Origin of the sequence: Bradyrhizobium sp. B097 (genome assembly GCF_038957035.1) — a bacterium.
Classification (GTDB): Bacteria; Pseudomonadota; Alphaproteobacteria; order Rhizobiales; family Xanthobacteraceae; genus Bradyrhizobium.
On record NZ_CP152412.1, the window covers coordinates 3,880,442 to 3,898,067 of the forward strand.

Sequence of the window (17,626 nt, forward strand, 5' to 3'; positions counted from 1 at the left end):
AGTCGGGCCGGCCTGATGAAGCTCCCGTTGCAAGCGATCGTGGAGCTACGAAAGCAGCAGCGCACAATAGGATTTTACGACAAAGGATTTTGAGACCAATTGGGATGCGACCATGGATGTCGAGGGATGGTTGCAGGAGTTGGGCCTCGAACAATATGGAACGCTGTTCCAGGCAAACGAAATCGATGCCGAAGTCCTGCCTGAGCTGACCGAGATCGATCTTGAGAAGCTCGGCGTGCCGTTGGGGCACCGCAAGCGCCTGCTCAAGGCGATCGCGAAATTGAGCGCCACGGAAACGGCGGAGGTATCGCAACCGACGTCGGCCGAACCGAGCCCGCGGGACGCCGCGGAGCGTCGTCAATTGACCGTCATGTTCTGCGATTTGGTCGGCTCGACCGCATTGTCGGCGCGACTCGATCCCGAGGACATGCGCGAGGTGATGCGCTCCTATCAGGACGCGTGCTCGGGCGTGATCGCGCGCTATGAAGGTTTCGTCGCCAAATTCCTGGGCGACGGCATCGTGGCCTATTTCGGCTATCCGCTCGCTCATGAAGATGATGCCGAGCGCGCCGTGCGCGCCAGTCTCGAGATCGTTGCTGTCCTTGCGGGGCTGGAGACGCGGGCCGCCGACCTGCTTCAAATCCGCATCGGTATTGCGACGGGGGTCGTGGTGGTCGGCGATCTCATTGGACAAGGCTCCGCGCAGGAGCATCCGGTGGTCGGCGACACACCAAATCTCGCCGCGCGGCTACAAAGCGTAGCCCACCCCGGCAGTATCGTGGTGAGCGAGCAGGTGCGCCGCCTGGCCGGAGGAACGTTCGATTACGAGGATTTGGGCGAGCTGACGCTCAAGGGCATCGCGCCCCCCACGCATGGCTATCGCATCCGCGGCATAAGCAAGACGGCCAGCCGCTTCGAAGCCGCCACCTCCGCGGGACTAACGGCTCTGGTCGGGCGGCACAGCGAGGTTTCGCTGCTGCAAGACCGCTGGGCCCAGGTGGTGGAGGGGACGGGGCAGGTGGTCTGCCTCAGCGGCGAGGCCGGCATCGGCAAGTCGCGCCTAGTTCATATGCTGCGCGCCCATGTGTCGGCTGGTCACGCCCTGTGCTTCTCGGCCAGCGGCTCGGCGTACCACCAGAACACCGCGCTCCACCCGGTCATCGATCTCCTGCAAGGGCTGCTGGGATTTGAGCCCGGCGACGACGCGCCGGCACGCCTGGCCAAGCTGCATCAGGGCCTCGCCCTGCATGGTCTCGGCGACGCCCGCATGGCGAGCGTGTTCGCCGCGTTGCTGTCGCTCCCCAGCGAAGCTGGCCAACCCGCCGCGACGGCCGGGACGCAAAAGGAGACGCTGGAAGCGATCCTCACTCTGTTGCTGGCGCTGGCCGCACACAAACCGGTCCTGCTTGTGGTCGAAGATCTGCATTGGCTGGATCCTTCCACGCTGGAACTCTTGGGCTTGCTGATCGATCAGGTGCCCACGGCCAACATCCTGTTGCTGACCGCGGCCCGACCCAACTTCCAGCCGCCCTGGGGTGCGCGGCCGCAGGTCAACGCGCTGCGCCTCGGCCGGTTGGCGCGCAGCGAGATCAGCCAGCTGGTGCTGCAGGTGACGGGCAGCAAGCCGCTGCCGGCGGAGGTGCTGGAGCAGATCATCAAGAAGACGGATGGCGTGCCGCTATTCGTCGAGGAACTGACCAAGACGGTGATGGAGCTCGGTCTGCTCAGGGACCTTGGCGAGCGCTACGAACTCGTGGGCCCGCTGACCCCACTGGCCATTCCGGCCACAGTGCATGACTCGTTGATGGCGCGCCTGGACCGTCTATCGACGGCCAAAACTGTGGCCCAACTTGGCGCCGTGCTGGGGCGCAGTTTTGCCTACGACCTGTTGCATGCGGTGGCGAAAATGGACGAGCCGACGTTGCGCCAGTCGTTGCAGCAGCTTGTCGTCGCCGAGGTGTTGCAGCAACACGGCCTGCCGCCCAGCGCCACCTACACGTTCAAGCACGCGCTGGTGCAAGACGCCGCCTATGGCTCCTTGCTGCGCAGCACGCGCCAGCTGTTTCACCAGCGCGTCGCCCAGGTACTGGTGGAAAGCTTCGCCACCCTTACGCAGGGGCAACCCGAGGTGCTGGCCTATCACTACACCGAGGCCGGCCTCGCCGCACAGGCCATCCCGCAGTGGCAGCGCGCGGCGCAATTGTCAGTTGGGCGCGCGGCGCATCGTGAGGCAATCAGCCAGTTCAATGCGGCGCTAGGATTGTTGGCCGGCCTGCCCGCGGGGTCCGAGCGGTCCAGGCAGGAACTTGAGGTGAGGCTCGGTCTCGGACCGGCGCTGATGGCGGCGCGCGGGTATGCGGCGCCGGAGGTCGAGCGGACCTACGAGCGGGCACGCGAACTCGCGAACGAACTGGGCGAGGCCGAGCAGCGGTTCACCGTCTTGTTCGGGCTGTGGCGCTACTACTTGAACCGTGCCCGCCTGGCCGCGTCGCGCGGTCTCGCCGAGCAACTCATCGCCTCGGCCGAGGAATCGGGCGTCGACACACAGTGGTCGATGGCGCGTTATGCGATGGGCACCACCCAGTACTACCAGGGCGAGATCGAGCCCGCCGCCGCCAACCTGGCACAAGCCGTGGCGCTGTACGACCCGCGGCAGCATGTCAGCGTGGCGGCGAGCGACCCGCGCATCACCAGTCTTTCCTGCGGCGCGTGGGCGCTGTGGCATCAGGGCCTGGCCGACCAGGCGCTGATGCGCAGCGAGGAATCGGTGCGCCTGGCGCACGAATTGTCGCATCTGCCGAGCCTCGCGCACGCCTTGTACTACGCCTCGCTGCTGCATCAGTTCAGACGGGCCGCGGATCGGGCGCGTGATTGCCTGCAGCAGTTGATGGCCTGCTCCACCGAGCGCGGCTTCTCCTACTGGGAAGCGCGGGGCTCCGTGCTTCAGGGCTGGCTGCTCGGCGAAGAAGGCCACACGGCCGAAGGCATCCGCACCATGCTGCGCGGCATCGAGGCGGTGCAGGCGACCGGTGCCGAACTGGCCCAGCCGAACTACCTGGCGATGCTGGCCGAGCTGTATCTCAAGAACGGCGAAGCGGCCGCGGGGTTGCGCACCGTGAACGACGCATTGGAGCGGATCGAGCACACCCTCGAGCGCCGCTGGCAACCTGAACTGCTGCGCCTGAAAGCCGAACTGCTGCTCGCCGAAGACGCCGGCGCGGCGGATGCCGCGCGGGACAGCCTGCACCAGGCGCTGGCCCTGGCGCGCCGGCAGAATAACCGGTCACTCGAGTTGCGCGCGGCGATGAGCCTCTATCGCCTGGAGCGCCATCACCGGGGACGGTGCGACGGGCATCAACTGCAAACCGCCTGTTCCGCTTTCACCGAAGGCTATGACGAACCGGATCTACGCGAAGCCCGTACGCTGCTCCAAGCATCATAAAGGGAAATAACGCCATGGAAGAGTCGCTGCTGCATGATCTGGGCGATGAGGCGCTGGACCCGATCATCAAGGAGTACGTCCAGATCGTCCAGCGGGGATTGCCGCGACCGGCGCGCCCGCAGGACGTGATCATTGTCGGCGCCGGCATGGCCGGCCTGACCGCGGCGTATCTTTTGCGCAACGCGGGCCACCACGTGCGCATTCTGGAAGCCAACACTTATGTCGGCGGCCGCGTGCACACCTTTCGCTCCTTCAGCGGCGATCTCTATGCCGAAGCAGGCGCGATGCGGATCCCGAGCCAGCACCAGCTGGTGAGCGCGTTCGCCGATCTGTTCAAGCTGCCGCGTGAACCCTTCTTCAACGTCGACATCGACCCCGCGACCCGCGACGCTGCCGACCCGGTGTCGCGCAACAATGAATGGCTATTCGTCAATGGCGTGAAGATCAGGCGTAGCGCCTACACCGCCGGCCAGTTGAACTTCCCGCTGCCGCCGGGCGAGAAAGGCCTGACTGCGCAGCAAATGCTGGACGCCGCGCTGGCGCCGCTGCGCGATTTCATCAAGGCCGATCCGGCGTCGCGATGGCCGGTGGTGATCGAACGCTTCGGCGAATTCTCGGTGCGCCGCTTCCTGAAGGAGCAGACGCTGTATTCCGAGGAAGCGATCGAGATGATCGTCGTGCTGAACAACCTGGAATCGCGATTGATGACGTCCTTCGTGCAGGCCTTCATCGAGCTTGCCATCATCAATGACAGAGTTCGTTATTGGCAGATTCTCGGCGGCAACGACTTGTTGCCGCAGGCCTTCCTGCCGGCGCTGAAAGACAGCATCAGCTTTGGCCAGCGCCTGAGCGCGCTGAGCTGGGACGGTAGCGGTGTCAGTCTGCGTACGACCAGTGGCGAGACCTTCAAGGGCGACGCGGCCATTGTCGCGATCCCCTTTTCCAGCCTGCGATTCGTGCGCACTGACCCGTTGTTCGTGCCGCAGCGCCGGCGCGCCATTCGCGAATTGCACTATGACGCCGCCACCAAGGTCTTGCTCGAATTCAGCCGCCGCTTCTGGGAGCAGGACGACGACATCTACGGCGGGGGCTCCACCACCGACCTTGCCAACCGCTACATCTACTACCCGAGCCACGACATGGGCTCCGATCGGGGCGGCGTCGTGCTCGCGAGCTACGTCTGGGGCGAGGACGCCTTGCGCTGGGACTCGCTGACGGAGCCCACGCGCCTGCAGTTCGCGTTGGACGGCGTCTGCGCATTGCACGGCGAGGGCGTGCGTAAACTGTATGTGGGTGGCACCAGCAAGAGCTGGATGCAGGATCCTTTCGCGTGCGGCGAGGCGGCCATCTTTGCGCCGGGGCAGTTCGAGATGCTGATGCCCTACCTGCTCGAGCCGGAAGGCGGCAAGATTCACTTCGCGGGCGAGCACACCTCGCTCAAGCATGCGTGGATCGAAGGCGCCATCGAGTCCGGCGTGCGCACCGCGCTGGCTGTCAGCGAAGGGCGCAAGCCGGCCGCAGCCCAACTGGGTGTCATGCGATGAACAAGTCACCCAACGCCATCGAATTCGTGCTCGGCGCGCTCAAGCAGGAAGGCATCAGCCATGTCTTCATGGTGCCCGGCGGATTGATCGACGGCTTCCTCACCGAGTTCGGTGACGTCACCGGCGTGAAAGCCATCGTCGCCGCCCATGAAGGCGGCGCGGGCTTCATGGCGGACGGTTACGCGCGGGCAAGCGGCAGGTTTGGCGTATGCCTCGGCATCGGCGGGCCGGGCGCGGCCAATCTGGTCGCTGCGCTCGCCAATGCCTACGCCGACGAGTCGCCGATCCTCGCCGTCACCGGCGAAGTGCAAAGCGACTGGGAAGGCCGCGGCTCATTCCAGGACGGCAGCGGTACGGGCATGAACGACGTCGCCCTGATGCGGCCGGTGACGGCGTTCGCCCAGGAAGTGCCGGCGGTCAGTCTGCTGCCGCATCATTTGCATGTGGCCTTGCGCACCATGGTGGGGGACTCGCCGCGGCCGGTCTTCCTGAGCCTGCCGCAAGATCTGCACGAGCGGCCCGTGACCGAGGCCTACCGCCCGCTGCAATACGGCCCGGCAACGCCGCCGCGTGTGCTGGACCGGGAGACCGCGGCCGCCGCGCGAGCGTTGCTGACGGCAGGCCCGCGCATCGCCATTCTGGCCGGAAACGGCTGCGTGAGATCCGGCGCCACAGAGGACCTCGTGCGGCTTGCCGATAGCTTCGGCATTCCGGTTGCCACCACGTTGCGCGCCAAGGGCGTCGTCCCGGAAGACCATCGCCTGTCGCTGGGCGTGTTTGGCTATGGCGGCACGCGTCATTCGACACTGGCTTTGACGCCGGACGACGACACCGGCCCCAACCCGCCGCCGGCGGCTGACATGAAGGCCGACGTGCTGTTGATCTTGGGCTCGGGCCTGAGCCAGCGGGACACCATGTCGTGGAGCCCGAACCTGCCGGCGGTCACCGTGCAGGTCGACATCGACGCTTGCGAGTTCGGTCGCGACTATGCGGTGACCGGGTCCGTGGTGGGCGACGCGCGCGAGTTTGTGCGCTGGATGTTGGACGACGAGCTCGTGCGCAGCACGCTCGCCGGCACCCGGGCGGCGCGCGACGCGTGGACCGCGCGCATACGCGCCATGCCGCGCCTGTACGATGTGGCCAACACCCGCAGCAATGCGGTGCCCATCCACCCGGCGCGCGCCGTTGCCGACCTGCGTCAGGTGGCCCCGCGCGACTGCGTGCTGCTGGTCGACTCCGGCGCGCATCGGGTCTTTGGCGGGCATTACTGGCAAAGCCATGGGCCCAGCGCCTATCTCACCGCCACCGCGATGGCGCCGATGGGCTGGGCCATTCCCGCGGCAATCGGCGCCAAGCTGGCGCGGCCGGAGCTGCCGTGTGCGGTGATCACCGGCGATGGCTGCATGCTGATGCACGGCATCGAGATCCAGACCGCGGCGCGTCACGGTCTCGCTATCGTCTACGTCGTCATCAACAACGGCGCCCTAGGCAATGTCTACCTGCGCGCCAAGCAGATGAGCCCGGCCGCAGCCGAGCTGTCCCTGCTTCGCACCCATGACTGGGTGCAATTTGCACGCTCGCTCGGTGCCGACGGCGTGGTGGTGGAGCAGCCCGGCGACCTGGTCGGCGCCTTCGAGCACGCCTTTCGTTCGGGCGGCACGTTCATCGTCGATGTGCGCTGCGACCGTGACGCCACCACGCCCGTGGGCCCCTGGAACCGCGCCAAAGGCGCGTCGCTGGATTGAAGCCATGGCACAATTGCCCGACCCGACGCCGGATCTGGACGACGAGGGCCGCGCCATCTACCGGCGCCTGGCCGGCCCGCGCGGCGGGCTGCATGGCATGTACCTGGCGCTGATGAACAATCCCGTGCTGGCTGAGCATATCGGCAATCTCGGCAGCTATCTGCGCTTTCATGGCCTGCTCAGCGCCGACGTGCGCGAACTCGCCATCCTGGCGACGGCGCGCGGGCTCGGCGTGGCCTATGAATGGGAGCAGCATGCGCCGATCGCTCTCGCCGCGGGCGTGCCCCAGGCGGTGGTGAACGCCTTGCAGGCTGGTGATTTCGCGGCTCCGTCGATGAGCGCTCTCTACGTCGACATTTGCAGCGCGGCCCGCCATGTCGTGGCGCAAGAGTCTCTGCCCGACCTCCTGCAGCAGCGCTTGCAACAGGCGTTGGGCTTGAAGGGCGTGGTCGAACTGGTGGCGCTGTGCGGCTTCTACCGCTGCATCGCCACCGTCGTCACTGCCTTCGACGTAGCCCTGCCCAATCCCGGACCGCCGCCGTTCTGAGACGGTCCCGTACAAGCCGAAAACGTCGAACCTCGGGAGCACGTGATGGACTCCCTGAAGCGCGATGACGATTGAAGCTCATCGGGCCCTAGCAGCCGCGGCAGATGCTCTTCAGCTTGCTGTTGAGCAGGCGGTCCTCTTCGTCGGAGGCCGCCTTGGTGTAAGGGTCGTCGGCGTGGCGCTTGTCGGCGGCAAATCCGCCGCCGCGACTTACGCCGCCGGCATGCATGCCGTGCAAGCCGCCGCCATGGCCGTGGCCGCCGCGCGCATCCGCCGGCGGCGTTGCGGCCGCAAGCAGGGTCAGCAGCAGCCCGACTGTTGCGATCGTCCGCATGTTGTCCTCCTCGTCGCGGTAAAATACCGCAGACGCTGCGGCAAATCGGTGTCGGCCAACTTCACAATTTCGCGTGGCGGCAATCGGCCCGATACGCGCGGCCGGTTCCCGAAGGACCCGGGCCGCTGCGCCACACGGGGATGGCTTCATGCCGACAATGCAGTGCTCGCGGCAGCAAAATGGTGTATCCGCAAGCTCTGGCGCGCTCAGGAGACGGGCAGGAAACGGGCAAGACACGGTCCGGCGCCGGATAATCAAGATTTAGCAAGATTTCGGAGGAACGTTCATGTCGGCTCTGCCACTTTCGGGCATCAAGATTCTCGACCTGACGCGGGTGCTCGCGGGCCCGCTGTCGGCCCAGATGCTGGCGGATCTCGGCGCCGAGGTGATCAAGATCGAGCGGCCCGGCGGCGGCGACGACGCCCGCGCCTTTGGCCCGCCTTATCTCGCCGATCCCGAAGGCAAGGCGAACAACAACAATTCGTTCTACCTCTGCGCCAACCGCAACAAGAAGTCGGTCACCGTCAACATCGCCAAGCCCGAGGGGCAGGCGATCATCCGCGAACTGGCCAAGTCGGTCGACGTAATGATGGAGAACTACAAGGTCGGCGATCTCAAGCGCTACGGCCTCGACTACGACACCATCAAGCAGCTCAACCCCGGCATCATCTATTGTTCGGTCACCGGCTTCGGCCAGACCGGCCCGTACGCCACGCGCGCCGGCTATGACGCGATCCTGCAGGCGATGGGCGGCCTGATGAGCGTCACCGGCCATATCGACGGCGAGCCGGGCGCGGGCCCGATGAAGGTCGGCCCCTCGATCGTCGACTACATGACCGGCATGAACACCTCGATCGGAATTCTGTCGGCGCTCTACCATCGCGACGCCAACAACGGCGAAGGGCAGCATGTCGACGTCTGCCTGTTCGACACGGTGATCGCCTCGCTGTCGCATTGGCTGCAGATTTATCTCGTCAACGGCAACATGCCGCCGCGCCGCGGCACCTGGGGCAATGGCGGCATGCCGGCCGGCGTGTTCCGCTGCACCGACGGCGAATTGATGCTGGTGGTCGGCAATGACGGCCAGTTCCAGCGCACCTGCGCCGTGCTCGGCGAACCCGAGCTCGCCAACGACAAGCGCTTCGTCAAGAACAACGACCGCGTCGTACACGGCAAGGAGATCATGGCGATCTTCGCCGGCCTGTTCCTGAAGCATCCGGTCGCCTACTGGCTGGACAAGCTCGAGGAGGCCGGCGTGCCGTCCGGCCCGATCAACAATTTCGAGCAGGTGTTCAGCGATCCGCACGTGCAGTCGCGCGGCATGCGGGTGAGGGTCGATCACCCCTTCGAGCCGAACCTGTCGCTGATCCGCAATGCGCTGACCTTCTCGGGCACGCCGATCACCGACTACCGCGCCCCGCCGCTGTTAGGTGCCGACACCAAGGACGTGCTGGCGACCATCGGCTACGACGACGCCAAGGTCGAAGGACTGAAGGCGCAGGGGATTCTGTAGGCGCACGCTGGGGCCACGCGGGCGGTCCGCTCTTCCCGTCATCCTGAGGTGCGAGCGGAGCGAGCCTCGAAGGATGAATCGGCCACCGGCCGGGCCGTGCATCCTTCGAGACGCGCTTCGCGCTCCTCAGAGTCTGACTCCAAATGAGCTGAGTATTTTCAGGGCGTAGCGAGGCGTCGGGTCAAGAGTCTGAGATGGGCTACGAGGAGCCAGGCGACCTCAGTTGAGGCGGAGCCCTCGAAATCTCTGGAGAGGCGGCGACACCTGCCGAACCACGCGAAGGTGCGCTCGACGACCCAGCGTCGTGGTAAGAGCTGGAAGCCTTTGACCCCAGGCGGCCGCTGAACGATCTCAATGGTCCATGGCCCGCAATGGGAGAGCGCGCCAACAAGCTGCTTTCCGCGATAAACCCGGTCAGCAAAGACATGACGCAGCTTCGGAAAGCGCTCTCGCACGCGCTCCAGTAAGGGGACTGCACCATGCACGTCCTGAACATTGGCTGGGTGAACGTGGACGGCCAGCAAGAGACCGTTGGTATCGGTGACGATGTGCCGCTTACGTCCGTTAACACGTTTGCCCGGATCGAAGCCGCGCGGGCCGCCGGCTTGTGTCGTCGAAGCGCTCTGACTGTCGATGACGGCCGCCGTCGGTGTCGGCTTGCGGCCGAGTTTGCGCCGTGCCTGTCGGACCAGAGCCTTCACGATCCTGTGCCATCGGCGAGTATCGCGCCAAGTATAGAAATAACCTTGCACCGTCGAGTACGGCGGGAACTCCCGCGGCAGAGCGCGCCATTGGCAGCCGGTGGACAGAATGAACAAAATGGCCTCGACCACCTTGCGCAGATCAACCTTCCGCGGGCGGCCCAATCGACGCCGACCCGGCAACTTCCTGGCTATCAGACGCCACTCCGCGTCGGTCATGTCGCTTGCATAGCGCAGTCCGTTCCGCAGATACTGAGCACGAGTGATTTTGGTCCATGGCATGGTGCACTCCCTCGAATCTTTGCAAATCCGAAGGAATCACAGCCGACTGAAATCACTCACTGCTTTTTCGGTCAGGCTCTCAGGATGACGGGGAGAGGGCTGTCTGGTCGGCTACAACACTTCGACCGATATCGAAGCATTCTTGACACGAGCCTGCTAGATTGGCGCCATCGATCCCTATCGAAGGTGCCAATCATGAAACGGGAAGTGGTCCGCGTCGAACCGATCTCAAGCTGGCTGGAGCGCTGGCAGGCGCCGGCATCGGTGGTCACGCGCGCCGGCAACATGATCTTCGTGTCAGGCCTGCCGCCGTTCGATCCGGCAACCGGCGAGATCGCCGCCGGGGCCTCGATCGAGCGGCAGAGCGAGCTGGTGATGGAGCAGCTCAGGCGGTGCCTGGAGGCTGCCGGCGCGTCGTTCGACAACGTGATGAAGTGCAACATCTTCTGCACCTCGGCAAAACACTTCGCCACCTTCAACGCGATCTACCGGAAGTACTTCGCGGATGATCTGCCGGCGCGGATCTTCGTCTGCATCCCGGAATGGACCGGGCCGTTCGACATCGAGATCGACTGTATCGCGATGGTGTAGCGCGGAAAGTCTTACAGATCCTGCCGCGTCAGCCGGCCGTGCACCACGACCGGCCGCAGCGCCGGCTTGCTCGGCACGTCGCCCATCGTCAGCGCCATCACCGAGACCGTGACCACGCGATCGATGATGGCGCGGACGTCGTCGAGATCGCATTTGCCTTCCGACAGCCGCAGCAGGCGTTCCTTTTCGCGGATGGTGTGGTGCGCCATCGCGAGCGCGAAGTGCAGGCCCCAGTACAGTTCGGTGTCGTCACGGCCGGGCATCGCGCGGCGCATCGCGGCGGCGAATTTGCGCAAGTGATCGACCTCGCGGTTCTTGATGCGGCGGATCGGCGGCACCGATTCGATCGAGGCGCGGATCATGAAGCGCGCCGCGGTCGAGCCCTCGCGATCGGGCCCAAGGCAGCCGCGCAAAGTGGGGCCGACGAGGGCGCGCATGATGTCCTCGATCGAGGCGCGTCCGCCGCCATTTTCCTCCGCCGCCTTCAATTCATTGAGACGTTCGCGGTTGGTCTGGATGCTGCGGGTGACGAACAGCTCCGCGATCAATTCGTCCTTGGAGCCGAAATGATAGTTCACCGCCGCGAGGTTGACGTTCGCCTCCGCGACGATGTCGCGCAGCGTGACGTCGCCGAAGCCGCGGTCGGCATAGAGCCGCTCGGCGGCGGCGAGAATGGCGGATCGGGTCTGGTCGCTGGCCATGGTCTTGAGCCTTTCCGTTATTCCGCGGTGCGCCGGGGAATGACGAAGACGACGGGGAGTTGCATTTCAAACATTTGTATGAAACTATCGTTTGAAGAGCCGGAAATGTCAATCCGCAGATCGCGGGGCGGCGTTCCGGCACACCACCGCCGCCGTTTCCGTGAACGCCCTTGCGGGCCGCGGAGGCGGGGTCAACAATGTTGCCCAAACCGGCCAAGGCCCAGTTCCGCGGCCCCAGTGCAAAGCCCAAGTCTAGGAAGAAACGAGGAGCGTCCCATGGATTTCACGATGTCGGCCAGGCAGAAGGAATGGCTTGAGCGCGTTCAGGCTTTCATGAAAACGCATGTCCGTCCCGCCGTGCCGATCTACGACAAGCAGGACGCCGAAGGTCCGCGCTGGAAGGTGATCCCGATCCTCGAGGATCTGAAGAAGAAGGCGAAGGCCGAGGGCCTCTGGAACATGTTCATGCCGCCGTCCTCGCATGAGGATGACGAATTCCACGGCGCGGGATTGAGCAACCTCGAATACGCGCTGCTGTCGGAAGAGATGGGCCACATCTCCTGGGCGTCCGAGGTTTTCAACTGCTCCGCCCCCGATACCGGTAACATGGAAGTGTTCATCCGCTACGGCACCAAGGAGCAGAAGCGCAAATGGCTGCGTCCGCTGATGGACGGCGAGATCCGCTCCGCCTTCCTGATGACCGAGCCGGCGGTTGCGTCCTCTGACGCCACCAACATCGAGACCCGGATCGAGAAGGACGGCGATCACTACGTCATCAACGGCCGCAAATGGTGGTCGTCGGGCGTCGGCGATCCCCGCTGCAAGGTCGCGATCCTGATGGGCAAGACCGACTTCAACGCCGCCAAGCATCAGCAGCAGTCGCAGATCCTGGTGCCGCTCGACACCCCCGGCATCAAGGTCGAGAAGATGCTGCCGGTGTTCGGCTTCGACGACGCGCCGCATGGCCATGCCCAGGTGTTGCTCGAAAACGTTCGCGTGCCGAAGGAAAACATCCTGCTCGGCGAAGGCCGCGGCTTCGAGATCGCGCAGGGCCGTCTCGGTCCGGGCCGCATCCATCACTGCATGCGCACCATCGGCAAGGCCGAGGAGGCGCTGGAGAAGATGGTGAAGCGGCTCGCCTCGCGCACCGCGTTCGGCAAGAAGATCATCGAGCATTCGGTCTGGGAGCAGCGCATCGGCGAGGCCCGCACCGATATCGAGATGAACCGCTTGCTGTGCCTCAAGGCCGCCGACATGATGGACAAGGTCGGCAACAAGACCGCGCAGGCCGAGATCGCGATGATCAAGGTCGCAGCTCCGAACATGGCGCTGAAGATCATCGACCAGGCGATCCAGGCCTATGGCGGCGGCGGCGTCTCCGACGAAGCCGGGCTCGCCAAGGACTACGCCCACATCCGCACGCTTCGCCTGGCGGACGGTCCGGACGAGGTGCACAATCGCGCCATTGCCAGACTTGAACTTCGGAAGTATGCAAACACGTCGCACTGAGCATGATGCGGAACGCATGGCGTTCGCGCTGACATCGTGCTCAGAATGAAAAAGAGAAATCAGGCTGGCGTGCCAGCCTGATTGAAGGAGCGTCCGACGGCGCTCCCCAAAAACTGAATTGAGGGAGCGTCATCGTGGCGGACGGCGTCAGGAAAGACGAAGAATTTTCCGGCACAAGGGAAGTCGAGGAGCGCCATCGTATCAACCAGGCGAACCTCGCGGCCTGGATGCAGGAACACGTCGAGGGCTATCTGGGCCCGCTCAAGGTCCTGCAGTTCAAGGGTGGCCAGTCCAACCCGACCTACAAGCTCGAAACCCCCGGCCGCAACTATGTGATGCGCCGCCGTCCGTTCGGTAAATTGTTGCCGTCGGCCCATGCGGTGGATCGCGAGTTCCGCGTCATCGCGGCGCTCGGCAAGCAGAATTTCCCGGTCGCGAAAGCCTACGCGCTGTGCACCGACGATGCGGTGGTCGGCTCGGCCTTCTACGTCATGTCGATGGAGGAGGGGCGGGTGTTCTGGGACCCGACGCTGCCGAGCCAGCAGCCCGACGCGCGCCGCAAGATCTTCACCAGCAAGATCGAGACGCTGGCGAAGCTGCACATGCTCGATCCCGAAAAGATCGGCCTCGGCGATTTCGGCAAGCCCGGCAATTATTTTGCGCGCCAGGTCGACCGCTGGACCAAGCAGTATCGCGCGTCCGAGACGCAGCACATTCCCGAATTCGAGAAGCTCGCGGAGTGGCTGCCGAAGACGGTGCCGGAGCAGAAGCGCGTCTCGGTCGTGCACGGCGACTATCGCCTCGACAACATGATCTTCCACGCCACCGAGCCGCGGGTGCAGGCGGTGCTTGACTGGGAATTGTCGACGCTCGGCGATCCCATGGCCGACTTCACCTATCTGCTGATGCAGTGGACCATGCCGGGCCTCGCCAATGCCGACCTCAAGGCGCTGAACATTCCGAGCCAGGACGAGGCGGCGCAGATCTACTGCGACGTCACCGGCATGGCTGTGCCGGATCTGAACTGGTACTTCTCCTACAATCTGTTCCGCCTCGCCGGCATCACGCAGGGCATTGCGGGCCGGGTCCGCGACGGCACCGCCGCGAATGCCAAGGCCCTCGAGTCGGCCAAGCGCACCGTGCCGCTGTCGCAGGCGTCCTGGGAATACGCGCAGAAGGCCGGCGCAACCTGATCCGAGAAACGCGGCGCGATCCCCCAGGGTTCGCGCCGCTTCTGCTTCCGCCTTACCTCGCCCCGCTTGCGGGGAGAGGTCGGATCGCATCGCAAGATGCGATCCGGGTGAGGGGGAGTCTCCGCGAGTCCATATCTCACCGAATTTGCGGAAGCAGCCCCTCACCCCAACCCTCTCCCCGCAAGAGCGGGGCGAGGGAGCAAAATCGCGCCGCTTCTGCGTGGTGCGGCATGTTTCCGCATTGTAGCCATCTGTGACTTGAGTTCGCGGCGCCGCTTTGGCAAGTCAGTCCGGTCAACGCCCGCCCTGGTCCTGATCGGACATTTTCACTTTGCCCCTTTCCCCGAATCTTCGCGGCAGCCTGTTCATGGCTGCGGCCATGGCCAGCTTCACGGCCAACGACGCCATCACCAAGGCGGTGTCGGCGGAGCTCAACATCGGGGAGATCCTGCTGGTCCGCGGCCTGGTCGCGATGGTGCTGGTCGCAGCACTTGCCTGGTACCGCGACGCGTTCCGCAGCCTTGGCGCACTGCTGATCTGGCCGGTCGGACTGCGCGTGATGGGCGAGATCGGCGGCACGCTGACCTATCTCTCGGCGATTTCGCAGATCCCGCTCGCCAATGCGTCGGCGATCTTCCAGGCGCTGCCGCTCGTCATCACGCTGGGCGCGGCGCTGGTGTTCGGCGAGCCGGTCGGCTGGCGGCGCTGGCTTGCGATCGCCGCCGGCTTCATCGGTGTGCTGGTCATCGTGCGGCCGGGGGCGGAGGGCTTCAGCCAGGCCTCACTCTTGGCGCTGGCGTCGGTCGGCTTCTGCGCGGTGCGCGATCTCGCCACCCGCCGCATTCCGAAGGCGCTGCCGACCGTGTTCATCACGCTGCTCACCACCGTGACGGTGACGACGGCCGGCGCTGCCGTTCTGGTCCCGCTCGGCGGCTGGAAGCCGCCGTCGGGCCACGCCCTCGGCCTGCTCACATTCGCCGCGGTGCTGATCCTGATCGGCTACCAATGCATCATCGTGTCGCTGCGCACGGGCGACATCTCGGCGGTGGCGCCGTTCCGTTACTCCGCATTGCTGTGGGCGATGCTGCTCGGCTATCTCGCCTTCGGCCACCGGCCCGATGTTCAGATGCTCGCGGGCGCTGCGATCATCGTCGCCTCCGGCCTCTATGCCTTCTACCGCGAGCGCAAGCGCGACAAGCTCCGCCCCGCCGCGACGGGGCCGGGCCTGCCGCCGGATGGGTTGTGAAGATTTGTAGGGCGGATTTCGCGCAGCGTCATCCGCCCTACGGCTATCGCAGGTTCAAGGCCCGATACCCGGGCATGACGAAAACAACCGCCTCAGCGGAGACCGCCCGTCACGTGCAACGTTTCGCCGGTGACGTAGGAGGCATCGTTCGAGGCGAAAAAGGCCACTGCGGCTGCGATCTCCTCGACCTTGCCGATCCGTGCCAGCGGCGTGGTGGATTCGATCCACTTGCGCATGTCGCCTTCGGCAAGGCCGGCGGAAACAACGCCTTCGGTAGCAATCATGCCGGGGTTGACGGTGTTGACGCGGATCTTGCGCGGCGCCAGTTCCTTCGACAGCACCGAGGAGATCGCATCCACCGCGGCTTTGGTCGCAGTATAGACGGCGGTGTTCGGCGGCGCGATCGTCGATACGCCGGAGCTGATATTGATGATGCTGCCGCCTGCCGTATTGAAGTGCCGCGCGGCTTCCTGCGACACCAGCAACAGGCCAAGCACGTTGAGATCGAAATGCTTGTGGATGTGCTCGGCGGTGATGCCATCCAGCGGTGCGAACTCGTAGAGGCCGGCATTGTTGACCAGGATATCGATCGGACCAAATGCCTTGACGGTCTCGGCCACCACCGACTTCACGTGGCTGGCGTCGGTGAGATTGCCGTGGACAGCGATGGCTTTGCCGCCCTTGCTGGTGATCGTATCCACGACACGCTCTGCTGCCTGTTTGCTGGCGCTGTAGTTGACAGCAACCGCGGCTCCCTCCGCGGCCAGGCGGATTGCGATCTCGGCGCCGATCCCCTTTGACGCGCCGGTTACCAGCGCCACTTTGCCCTCGAGTCTTTTGCTCATCTTCTTCTCCATTGCCCGCGCGGATGCGGAGTTTGTTCAATAGTTCAGTAATAGTGAACTATTGAAGCTGTTCAAGGGCAGCGCTATATATTTCGTGATGGTGCAGTTCGTTCACCCGTCGCGTGAGGACATCACATTGGCCGGAGTGCTGGCAGCACTCGCGGACCCGATGCGGTTGAAGATTGTCAGGAGCCTGCTCGAGCGGGACGATTGCATGTCGTGTACGGCGGCGGCGCCGTGCCCTGGCATGGCCAAATCGACGCTGTCGAACCACTTCCGCGTCCTGCGCGAAGCCGGCTTGATTCAAACCTCAAAAAAAGGCGTCGAGCATCGCAATGTGGTGCGCGAAGCCGATATCAATGCGCGCTTTCCCAAATTGCTCAAGACGATCCTGGGGTATCCGGAATAGCGCACAGGGCGGATCAACGAAGCCTAATCTGCCGTTCGTTCAACGCAGCTGCAATGGCGGATTGGCCTTCCCGCATATCGCTTCCGCCGTCGCTCTTCGAGCTATGGCGGACAAGTCGCTCATGCGGGCTACGTCTTGATCGGCGCCGCTCGCTCGTCAGTGAATGCCGGTGAACAGCCGGTTCCAGCGCACCGAGGACGGCCAGTGCCAGACTTGCCATGCCGGCGCGTCATTGCCGATCGAGAAAAAGATCACCTTGGCTTGCCCGATCAGGTTCTCGAACGGCACGTAACCGACGCCGCCGCGCGCCGGCGGCACGCGGCTGTCGGCCGAGTTGTCGCGGTTGTCGCCCATCGCGAAGAAATGCCCCGGCGGCACCACATAGACCGGCGTGTTGTCGTATTCGGAACGCTCGATGCGATCGAGCGTGTCGTAGCTGACCCCGTTCGGCAGGGTCTCGCGCCAGCGCTTGACGCGGACCGGGCGCGGCCCCTCGTCGCGATCGACATAGTCATCGACCCGCTCGCGCTTCACCGCAGTGCCGTTGATGTACAGCTGCCCGTCGATCATCTGAATGCGATCGCCGGGCAGGCCGATCACGCGCTTGATGAAATCAACGGAGTCGTCGCTCGGCAGCCGGAACACCACGACATCGCCGGGCTTGGGTTCGGAGCCGAAGATGCGGCCGGAGAACAGCGGCGGCGAGAAGGGCAGGGAGTAGTGCGTGTAGCCGTAGCTGTATTTCGAGAGGAAAAGGTAGTCGCCGACCAGCAACGTCGATTCCATCGACTCGGACGGAATGTTGAACGACTGGAACAGGAAGGTGCGGATCACCAGCGCGATGATCAACGCCTGCACGGCCACGCGGAAGGTTTCCGCGATTCCGCCTTGCTGACGTTCTTTCTCGGTCGACATGGTTCCGGGGCTCCCGTTTCACGCCTTACGCAGCAGAGCATCACTTCGCGTAACGCCCGATCAACTACGTAGCCCGGGTGAGCGAAAGCGATACCCGGGGAACTGTTCC

15 protein-coding genes are annotated in these 17,626 nt (G+C 64.7%); 10 read left to right on the top strand and 5 right to left on the bottom strand.

The window, feature by feature from the left end:
• Positions 1–112 precede the first annotated feature (112 nt).
• From AAFG07_RS18130 to AAFG07_RS18145, 4 genes are read left to right on the top strand one after another with little or no spacing between them, the layout of a single operon-like run.
• Positions 113–3,442, top strand: coding sequence for an adenylate/guanylate cyclase domain-containing protein (locus AAFG07_RS18130; RefSeq protein WP_342728464.1), 3,330 nt, complete (start codon positions 113–115; stop codon positions 3,440–3,442).
• Positions 3,443–3,456: 14 nt separating this feature from the next.
• Positions 3,457–4,986, top strand: coding sequence for a flavin monoamine oxidase family protein (locus AAFG07_RS18135; protein WP_342728465.1), 1,530 nt, complete (start codon positions 3,457–3,459; stop codon positions 4,984–4,986).
• Entirely contained in the window at positions 4,983–6,731 is a 1,749-nt protein-coding gene (locus AAFG07_RS18140) for a thiamine pyrophosphate-binding protein (protein ID WP_342728466.1), read from the top strand. The genes AAFG07_RS18135 and AAFG07_RS18140 overlap by 4 nt, the downstream gene beginning before the upstream one ends.
• 4 nt (positions 6,732–6,735) lie before the next feature.
• Entirely contained in the window at positions 6,736–7,278 is a 543-nt protein-coding gene (locus AAFG07_RS18145; RefSeq protein ID WP_342728467.1) for a carboxymuconolactone decarboxylase family protein, read from the top strand.
• 88 nt (positions 7,279–7,366) lie between these two features.
• Here AAFG07_RS18145 and AAFG07_RS18150 read toward each other — a convergent pair whose 3' ends face one another.
• On the bottom strand, positions 7,367–7,612 hold the full coding sequence (locus AAFG07_RS18150; protein WP_342728468.1) for a hypothetical protein: 246 nt from the start codon (positions 7,610–7,612) through the stop codon (positions 7,367–7,369).
• Positions 7,613–7,898: 286 nt separating this feature from the next.
• Between AAFG07_RS18150 and AAFG07_RS18155 the strand changes: the two genes are divergently transcribed.
• Complete coding sequence (locus AAFG07_RS18155) at positions 7,899–9,125, top strand: CaiB/BaiF CoA-transferase family protein (RefSeq protein WP_342728469.1); 1,227 nt, start codon at positions 7,899–7,901, stop codon at positions 9,123–9,125.
• 158 nt (positions 9,126–9,283) lie between these two features.
• Here AAFG07_RS18155 and AAFG07_RS18160 read toward each other — a convergent pair whose 3' ends face one another.
• Entirely contained in the window at positions 9,284–10,108 is an 825-nt protein-coding gene (locus AAFG07_RS18160; protein WP_342722065.1) for an IS5 family transposase, read from the bottom strand.
• A 195-nt stretch (positions 10,109–10,303) separates the two neighbouring features.
• Between AAFG07_RS18160 and AAFG07_RS18165 the strand changes: the two genes are divergently transcribed.
• Positions 10,304–10,699, top strand: coding sequence for a Rid family hydrolase (locus tag AAFG07_RS18165; protein ID WP_342728470.1), 396 nt, complete (start codon positions 10,304–10,306; stop codon positions 10,697–10,699).
• Between the two features lie 11 nt (positions 10,700–10,710).
• Here the strand turns inward: AAFG07_RS18165 and AAFG07_RS18170 are convergent, their stop codons facing one another.
• Positions 10,711–11,400, bottom strand: coding sequence for a TetR/AcrR family transcriptional regulator (locus AAFG07_RS18170; RefSeq protein WP_092115017.1), 690 nt, complete (start codon positions 11,398–11,400; stop codon positions 10,711–10,713).
• A 276-nt stretch (positions 11,401–11,676) separates the two neighbouring features.
• Here AAFG07_RS18170 and AAFG07_RS18175 point away from each other — a divergent pair, with 276 nt between their 5' ends.
• The 3 genes from AAFG07_RS18175 to AAFG07_RS18185 all read left to right on the top strand — a co-directional run bounded on the left by AAFG07_RS18175 (position 11,677) and on the right by AAFG07_RS18185 (position 15,348).
• On the top strand, positions 11,677–12,909 hold the full coding sequence (locus AAFG07_RS18175) for an acyl-CoA dehydrogenase family protein (RefSeq protein ID WP_212309687.1): 1,233 nt from the start codon (positions 11,677–11,679) through the stop codon (positions 12,907–12,909).
• Positions 12,910–13,043: 134 nt separating this feature from the next.
• Positions 13,044–14,102: a phosphotransferase family protein gene (locus AAFG07_RS18180; RefSeq protein WP_342728471.1), complete on the top strand. Its 1,059-nt coding sequence runs from the start codon at positions 13,044–13,046 to the stop codon at positions 14,100–14,102.
• A gap of 367 nt (positions 14,103–14,469) precedes the next feature.
• On the top strand, positions 14,470–15,348 hold the full coding sequence (locus AAFG07_RS18185; protein WP_342728472.1) for a DMT family transporter: 879 nt from the start codon (positions 14,470–14,472) through the stop codon (positions 15,346–15,348).
• Positions 15,349–15,440: 92 nt separating this feature from the next.
• Here AAFG07_RS18185 and AAFG07_RS18190 read toward each other — a convergent pair whose 3' ends face one another.
• On the bottom strand, positions 15,441–16,193 hold the full coding sequence (locus AAFG07_RS18190) for a glucose 1-dehydrogenase (RefSeq protein ID WP_342728473.1): 753 nt from the start codon (positions 16,191–16,193) through the stop codon (positions 15,441–15,443).
• Between the two features lie 97 nt (positions 16,194–16,290).
• Here AAFG07_RS18190 and AAFG07_RS18195 point away from each other — a divergent pair, with 97 nt between their 5' ends.
• Positions 16,291–16,602 (top strand): helix-turn-helix domain-containing protein, encoded by a 312-nt coding sequence (locus tag AAFG07_RS18195; RefSeq protein WP_342729181.1) that lies wholly within the window; start codon positions 16,291–16,293, stop codon positions 16,600–16,602.
• 156 nt (positions 16,603–16,758) lie between these two features.
• Here the strand turns inward: AAFG07_RS18195 and lepB are convergent, their stop codons facing one another.
• A complete protein-coding gene (gene lepB / locus AAFG07_RS18200; protein WP_342728474.1) occupies positions 16,759–17,517 on the bottom strand; it encodes a signal peptidase I in 759 nt (252 codons plus the stop codon).
• Positions 17,518–17,626 lie beyond the last annotated feature (109 nt).